Source organism: Pseudomonas sp. BN607, from assembly GCF_029871175.1.
Taxonomy (GTDB): Bacteria; Pseudomonadota; Gammaproteobacteria; order Pseudomonadales; family Pseudomonadaceae; genus Aquipseudomonas.
On sequence record NZ_SSOE01000059.1, the window covers coordinates 62,558 to 69,813 of the forward strand.

General features: G+C 62.6%; 8 protein-coding genes. 3 read left to right on the top strand and 5 right to left on the bottom strand.

The features are described from left to right. Positions 1-22 precede the first annotated feature (22 nt). The 3 genes from E8E68_RS16790 to E8E68_RS16800 all read left to right on the top strand — a co-directional run bounded on the left by E8E68_RS16790 (position 23) and on the right by E8E68_RS16800 (position 3,213). Positions 23-460, top strand: a complete 438-nt coding sequence (locus E8E68_RS16790) for an Lrp/AsnC family transcriptional regulator (protein ID WP_110748522.1) — start codon at positions 23-25, stop codon at positions 458-460. A gap of 475 nt (positions 461-935) precedes the next feature. Next, complete coding sequence (locus E8E68_RS16795) at positions 936-2,468, top strand: NCS1 family nucleobase:cation symporter-1 (RefSeq protein ID WP_280342990.1); 1,533 nt, start codon at positions 936-938, stop codon at positions 2,466-2,468. A gap of 16 nt (positions 2,469-2,484) precedes the next feature. After that, on the top strand, positions 2,485-3,213 hold the full coding sequence (locus E8E68_RS16800) for an aspartate/glutamate racemase family protein (protein WP_266032468.1): 729 nt from the start codon (positions 2,485-2,487) through the stop codon (positions 3,211-3,213). Between the two features lie 37 nt (positions 3,214-3,250). Here E8E68_RS16800 and E8E68_RS16805 read toward each other — a convergent pair whose 3' ends face one another. The 5 genes from E8E68_RS16805 to E8E68_RS16825 form a co-directional block, all read right to left on the bottom strand. Further along, positions 3,251-3,913: a histidine phosphatase family protein gene (locus E8E68_RS16805; RefSeq protein ID WP_110748531.1), complete on the bottom strand. Its 663-nt coding sequence runs from the start codon at positions 3,911-3,913 to the stop codon at positions 3,251-3,253. A gap of 182 nt (positions 3,914-4,095) precedes the next feature. Then, positions 4,096-4,434 carry an FKBP-type peptidyl-prolyl cis-trans isomerase gene (locus E8E68_RS16810; RefSeq protein ID WP_266032465.1) on the bottom strand — a complete coding sequence of 113 codons (339 nt, stop codon included), beginning with the start codon at positions 4,432-4,434 and terminating at the stop codon, positions 4,096-4,098. Positions 4,435-4,535: 101 nt separating this feature from the next. Then, the gene (locus tag E8E68_RS16815; RefSeq protein ID WP_280342993.1) at positions 4,536-4,943 is read right to left on the bottom strand and encodes a GFA family protein; all 408 of its coding nucleotides are present in this window, start codon (positions 4,941-4,943) and stop codon (positions 4,536-4,538) included. Positions 4,944-5,129: 186 nt separating this feature from the next. Continuing rightward, positions 5,130-5,918 carry a PhzF family phenazine biosynthesis protein gene (locus tag E8E68_RS16820; RefSeq protein WP_280342995.1) on the bottom strand — a complete coding sequence of 263 codons (789 nt, stop codon included), beginning with the start codon at positions 5,916-5,918 and terminating at the stop codon, positions 5,130-5,132. 49 nt (positions 5,919-5,967) lie between these two features. After that, positions 5,968-6,906, bottom strand: coding sequence for a 2-hydroxyacid dehydrogenase (locus E8E68_RS16825; RefSeq protein WP_266032459.1), 939 nt, complete (start codon positions 6,904-6,906; stop codon positions 5,968-5,970). Positions 6,907-7,256 lie beyond the last annotated feature (350 nt).

Here is a 7,256-nt window from a genome sequence, read left to right on the forward strand (position 1 = left end):
CAAATTACCTGTTGAGGTGAACATGACCGACGCCATAGACCAACTGCTGATCAATGCGCTGATGGAAGACTCGCGCCGCTCGCTCAAGGCCCTGGCGCAAGTCAGTGGGCTGTCTGCGCCCAGCGTCAGCGAACGCCTGCGCCGACTGGAAGAACGGGGTGTGCTGCGCGGTTACACCGTGAATGTCGACCCGCGGGCCTTCGGTTACCAGTTGCAGGCGATCGTGCGCATTCGCCCGCTGCCGGGGCAATTGCAGGAGGTTGAACGGCAGATCATTGCCATTCCCGAGTTCACCGAGTGTGACAAGGTTACCGGCGAGGACTGCTTCATCGCCCGGCTGCATGTACGTTCGATGGAGCAACTGGACACCCTGCTGGACCGCATCAATGTGCTGGCCGAGACCAATACCGCAATCATCAAGAAAAGCCCGGTGAAGCGGCGGTTGCCGCCGATGGAATGATGCCCGCCCCGTGCTGCGAAAGGCTCACACGGGAAAAGCTGACTATTTTTTGTACACAAGAATGTCACCTTAGGTGCCATTTTTGTGTGCACTTTTAAAGGTAACGCCCCAATACGTTACACACCCCTCGCAACTAATTTTGACCAATCGATCAACTAATACATCGGGATAAAAATTAATCCTGTTTATTTGGTCAGCTTATATTCCCCTGCTTTCATAAACTTACCTCTAATCAAGATACATTTGAAAAAATTATCCGTTGAAGTCTCACTTTTGCCTGGCACAAAAATGGCTTTTGTGTGTTCGTGTTTTGTATACAACTAAAACAAAACATAAATACACAAGAACCCGCGACGCCGGTCCAATCTCGGCCGTCGCGCCCATAATCCTGTGATGCCAACACTGCACTGACGAGATGGCGAGCCCGTGCGCATGCCCGCTCATCGCAGTCCAAGTGCATCAGGAGCCCGCCGGAATGAGTAGCAGCCTCGACCTTGCCCCTGAACAATCCGTCGTCAGCACCCACCCCGATTCCATCCTTGCCGGCCAGCGGCCGGAACTTGCCCTGAGCCCGCGCCTGCATAACCGCGACCTTGCACCAACGCGCATCGAAGGCCGGCGCTGGGGTGGGTATAGCATCTTCGCGTTGTGGACAAACGATGTGCACAATATCGCCAACTATTCGTTCGCCATGGGCTTGTTCGCCCTCGGCCTGGGTGGCTGGCAAATCCTGTTGTCGCTGGCCATTGGCGCGGCACTGGTGTACTTCTTCATGAACCTCTCCGGTTACATGGGGCAGAAGACCGGCGTCCCCTTCCCGGTCATCAGCCGCATCGCCTTCGGTATCCATGGTGCGCAGATCCCGGCGCTGATCCGCGCGGTCATCGCCATTGCCTGGTTCGGCATCCAGACCTACCTGGCCTCGGTGGTGCTGCGTGTGCTGCTCACCGCCGTGTGGCCGCAGCTGGCCGCCTACGACCACGACAGCATTCTTGGGCTTTCGAGCCTGGGCTGGGCGTGCTTCGTGGCTATCTGGCTGGTGCAGTTGGTGATCCTTGCCTATGGCATGGAGATGGTGCGTCGCTACGAAGGCTTCGCCGGCCCGGTCATCCTGCTGACCGTTGCCGCCCTGGCCGGTTTCATGTACGTCCAGGCTGATGCACGCATCGCCTGGTCGGTGGCCGAGCCGCTGACCGGTTACGAGATGTGGCGCAACATCTTTGCCGGCGGCGCCCTGTGGCTGGCGATCTACGGCACCCTGGTGCTCAACTTCTGCGACTTCGCCCGCTCCTCGCCGTGCCGCAGGACCATCCGCGTCGGCAACTTCTGGGGCCTGCCGGTGAACATCCTGGTGTTCGCGGTGATCACCGTGGTGCTGTGCGGCGCGCAGTTCCAGATCAACGGCCAGATCATCGACAGCCCGACGCAGATCGTCGCCGCCATCCCCAGCACAGCGTTCCTGGTGCTGGGTTGCCTGGCCTTCCTGATCGTCACTGTGGCGGTGAACATCATGGCCAACTTCGTCGCCCCGGCCTTCGTGCTCAGCAACCTCGCACCACGCCACCTCAACTTCCGCCGCGCAGGGCTTATCAGCGCCACCCTGGCAGTGCTGATCCTGCCGTGGAACCTGTACAACAGCCCGCTGGTGATCGTGTACTTCCTGTCGGGCCTGGGTGCCCTGCTCGGCCCGTTGTATGGGGTGATCATGTCCGACTACTGGTTGCTGCGCAAAGGCTGCATCAACGTGCCACAGCTGTACAGCGAAGACCCGGCCGGCGCCTACCACTACAGCAAGGGCATCAACCTGCGTGCCGTGGCCGCCTTCGTGCCCGCCGCAGTGCTGGCCATCATCCTGGCCCTGGTGCCCAACTTCCAGAGTGTGGCGCCGTTCTCGTGGCTGATCGGTGCCGGCATTGCCGCCGCCATCTACCTGCTGATCGCGCCGCGCAACCGCCAATACCACGACGTCAGCGGCGAGTGCATCGCCGTCGACCACAGCAGCCATTGACCAGGGAGGACTGCCCATGCGTATTCTGATCGCCAACGTCAACACCACTGAAGCCATCACCGAAGCCATCGCCGAGCAGGCCCGTGCGGTGGCCGCGCCCGGGACCGAGGTCGTCGGCCTCACCCCATGGTTCGGCGCCGAGTCGGTGGAAGGCAACTTTGAAAGCTACCTGGCCGCGATCGCAGTGATGGACCGGGTGCTGGCCTACGATGGGCCTTACGACGCCGTGATCCAGGCCGGTTATGGCGAACACGGCCGCGAAGGCCTGCAGGAGTTGCTGAGCGTGCCGGTGGTAGACATTACCGATGCCGCCGCCAGCACGGCGATGTACCTGGGACACGCCTACTCGGTGGTAACCACCCTGGACCGCACCGTGCCGCTGATCGAAGACCGCCTGAGGCTATCTGGCCTGTATGACCGCTGCGCTTCGGTACGGGCCAGCGGGCTGGCAGTACTGGAACTGGAAGCCGACCCGCAGCGGGCCGTGGAAGCGATTGTCGAGCAGGCCGAACGTGCCGTGCGCGACGACAAGGCCGAGGTGATTTGCCTCGGCTGCGGCGGCATGGCGGGGCTGGACGAGCAGATTCGCCAGCGCACCGGGGTGCCGGTGGTGGATGGCGTCAGTGCGGCGGTGACGATCGCCGAAGCGCTGGTGCGCATGCGCTTGAGCACGTCAAAAGTGCGCACTTACGCTACGCCGCGAGCGAAGAAAGTGGTCGGTTGGCCAATGCGCTTCGGCCGCTAGGGCACCGTTGGCCTGATCCGGCCGTTGCGCGGCAGGATCAGGTCGGGCAGCTATGCGCACCATCGTTCAGCCCCTGGCGCACATTGCGGCTGAGCAGGCTGGCCTTGCCGTCATGCCAGGTCAGGGTCAGAACATACAGGGTGTCGAAGTCGTCACCGCTCCAGTCCTCGGTGATCACCCGGTCTTCACCCAGGGCCTTGCCCGCGACGGTGTTGATCAACTCTGGCAGATAGCCATGGGACCAGGCGGTATACACGGTCGCATTGCGGTATTTGTCGCTCAGCAACTCATCGGCCAATTCGTCGGTGTCATTGGCACCGTAGTCGATGTTCACCGGCAAGCCGAGGCGGATGGCACTGGGGGTAATGGTCATCAGCGGGCGGATGTAGCTGTAGCTTTCGTCCTTGCTGCCTTCCTCCACGTTTCGCGAGGGGTTGGCGGCAAACACGAAGTCGGCCTTGCCAAAGCGCTCGGGCAGCAGCGTAGCCAGGTCCAGCGCACGGTTGAGGCCCTGGCAGTTCAACTGGCCCAGGCCCTCGCCCGGCTTCTCGGCATGGCGCAGGAACACCAGCGTCTGGGTGCCATCGACGGGTTGCGCGCGACCTTCGACAGCGTCCAGCGCCAGCGGGACGGCGACGGCTGTCAGCACCAGGCTCAGCAGCAAGTGACGGCGGCGGCGGAAGAATGTTGGCAACTTCATCAAGACAGGCTCGTGTGGCAGAGATCGGGTTCACCCGCCACATCTCCCCGGCTGTTGCCGGGCGCCCTGTTAGTGAATGCCATCCTTGGCAACGAGTGAGGGTCAGAGTGCCCAGAACCCGTTTGGTTCCTCCCTGGCGGTGGATGCCGCTCCCTGGGCAACGCCCAGGTTAGGTCCACGAGTCAGTCATCCCGCGTCAGCACCTCAAGCAACTCGATCTCGAACGTCAGGTCCGAACCTGGCGGAATAGCCCCTACGCTGCGCTCGCCGTAGCCCAGGTGCGCCGGTACCAGCAGCTTGCGCTTGCCGCCCACGCGCATGCCCATCAGGCCCTGGTCCCAGCCCTTGATCACCCGGCCGGTGCCAATCACGCACTGGAACGGCTTGCCGCGCGACCAGGACGAGTCGAACTCGCTGCCGTCGGCCAGCCAACCGGTGTACTGGGTGGTGATCAGGGCGCCTTTGACGGCGGCTTTGCCATCCCCCTCGACCAGTTCGATGATCTGCAGTTCTTGGCTCACGGGCATACTCCAACGCTAGAAAACAATGCCGCCTTTTCTCAGGAATACGCCTGTTTGGCAAGTTCGCTGGCGCATCGCCCCCGGTGCGGCAGCGAACCCGGTCAGTTACCCTGCTCGAACACCTCTTGGCCGGTCAGCTCCTGAGTCTGGTTGGCGAAGCAATACCAGGCGGGTTTCTCTTCCACGAAAATCTGCATGTTGAAGTCCCAGTCCTGATCCCCGTCGAGCAGGCCGACGGGGATGGCATGGAAATCGTTGGCCTTGAGCCGGTAGTACAAGTGCGTGCCGCACTGGCCGCAGAATGCACGTTGAGCCCAGTCGGATGAGTCGTAGACGCTGGGCACCAACCCTTCGATCAGCGGGGGCTTGCTGCAATCGACCACCAGCAACGGTCCGCCGGCCCACTTGCGGCACATGCTGCAGTGGCAGGCGCTGATGTGGGTGTTGTCGACGATGACGGTGAGCCGGGTGCCGCCGCACAGGCAGGTGCCGTGTTTTTCCAGGGCCATGGCTGGCTCCTTGAACAGGGGTTGGGCCAGCAATTATAGATGCCTGCTGTTTTGTGGGAGCGGGCGTGGCCCGCGAAGGGGGCCGCGCGGTGCATGGCACCGGCTTGGCCGGTGTTCGCGGGGCAAGCCCGCTCCCACAAGGCCCTGCCAAATCAATACGTCATGGTTCTTCTATATGAGCCGCTTTCAGATGTAGACGGTGCCGCGCAGGTACAAGGCCGCACGCCCGCTGATGATCACCCGGCCGTTGCCTGGCACTTCACACTGCAACTGCCCTTTGCGCGCCCCGCCCTGCTCGCACTCCAGCACCTGTTTGCCCAGCCGTTCGGCCCACACCGGCGCCAGCGAGGTGTGCGCCGAACCGGTCACCGGGTCTTCATTCACGCCAACCCGCGGCCCGAACCAGCGGGTGACGAAATCGAAGCCACGCCCTGCCGCTGTTACGGCAATGCCGCGCACATCGAAAGCCGACAGCGCCACGAAGTCTGGCTTCAGCGTATCGAGCAGCAATGCATCATCGATCACCACCACATAGTCGTCGCTACGGTACAGCGCCTGCGCCTGGCTCAGGCCCAGCGCCTGCAACAGGCTGGGCGGGATATCCTCGGCAACCGGCTGCTTGGCCGGGAAGTCCATGGCCAGCGCCCCATCAGCATTGCGGCTGACGCGCAGCTCGCCGCTGCGGGTGTTGAAGCGCAGCACCTGGGCCTGCTCGCCCAGTTGTTCGAACAGCACATAGGCCGAGGCCAGTGTGGCGTGGCCGCACAAGTCGACTTCCACGGTCGGGGTGAACCAGCGCAGGTCGAAGGTTTCGCCATTGCGCACGAAGTAGGCGGTTTCCGACAGGTTGTTTTCTTCAGCGATGCGCTGCAGCACATGATCCGGCAGCCAGCTTTGCAACGGGATGACTGCGGCCGGGTTGCCACCGAACGGTTCAGCGGAAAAGGCATCGACCTGGAAGATTTCGAGTTGCATGCACACACTCCTTGTTGCCCGGGCGCTGCCGGGCAGATGGCTGAATGGGTTAGGGGCGGACCGGGGTCAGTACCGGCTCGCCGGCAAAGAACGCCTGCAGGTTGCGAAGCACCAGGGCCACCGTGTCGCGCGCTGCCGCTGGCGACTGGCCGGCCACGTGGGGCGTGAGCACGGTGTTGGCCAGGGCTTTGAGGGCATCGGGCACGGCTGGCTCGTCGTCAAAAACGTCCAGTGCGGCGCCTGCCAATTGGCCACGCTGGAGTGCGGCAACCAGTGCCTGGGTGTCGACCACGCTGGCCCGGGCGATATTCACCAGATAGCCCTCCCTGCCCAGGGCCTCCAGTACCTGGGCATTGACCAGGTGCTGGGTGTTGGCGCCGCCGGGGGTGGCCACCACGAGGATGTCGACCGCTTCGGCCAGGTGCTTTGGGCTGTCATACCAGGTGTAGGGCACATCCTGGCGTGGTGTGCGGCTGTGGTAGCTGATGGGCATGTCGAAGCCGAGGTGGGCGCGTTTGGCGATGGCCATTCCGACAGCGCCGAGGCCAAGAATGCCGAGTTTCTTGCCGCTGACCGAGGGGCTAATCACTCGGTTCCATTCGCCGCGTCGGGTGCTGGCGTCGGCGCGTGGCACATCGCGCAGCAGTGCCAGCAGCAAGGCCAGGGTGTGGTCGGCGACGCTGTCGGCATTGGCCCCGGCGCCATTGGTGACGGTGATGCCGCGGGCGGCGGCAGCGTGCAGGTCGACTTGCTCGTATCCAGCACCGATGACGCAGATGATCTGCAATTTGGGCAAGGCGTCGATTTCGGCGGCGGTCAGGCCCAGTGGCCCACGGGTGAGCACGGCATCGATTGCATTGGCGTGACGCAGGATGGCATCAGCCCGCTGTTGCGGTGAGGGGGCACGGATCAGGTGGTAACCGGCCTGCTCGAGCATTGGCAGGTAATCATCGACGGTTTCCACCAGTACCAGGACTGTCTTGTGCATGCCACCTCCGGGTCAATTCGAAGCGGCATTATGCGGAGTCAGTAGCCAGTACAGTCAATAAAAATAAAGAGCAATAACTGTACTGTACCGCTACGCATTCAATCAGCCCGAGATGTTCTTGATCTTGATCTTGATCTTGATCTTGATCTTGATCTTGATCTTGATCTTCGCGACTTCAGGAGGCCGAACGCAGGCATTGCGGAGGCAGGTGACGGGCATGGATGCCCGTCAAGCGCTGAGGCCCCAGGATGGGGCCTTCGGCGCGGTCCTGCCGGGAGCAATGCCGGAGTGAGGGAACCCCGGAGCGCAGCGCAGGGGCCGGATGATGGGAGCGCAGCGTTTTTTGGTTA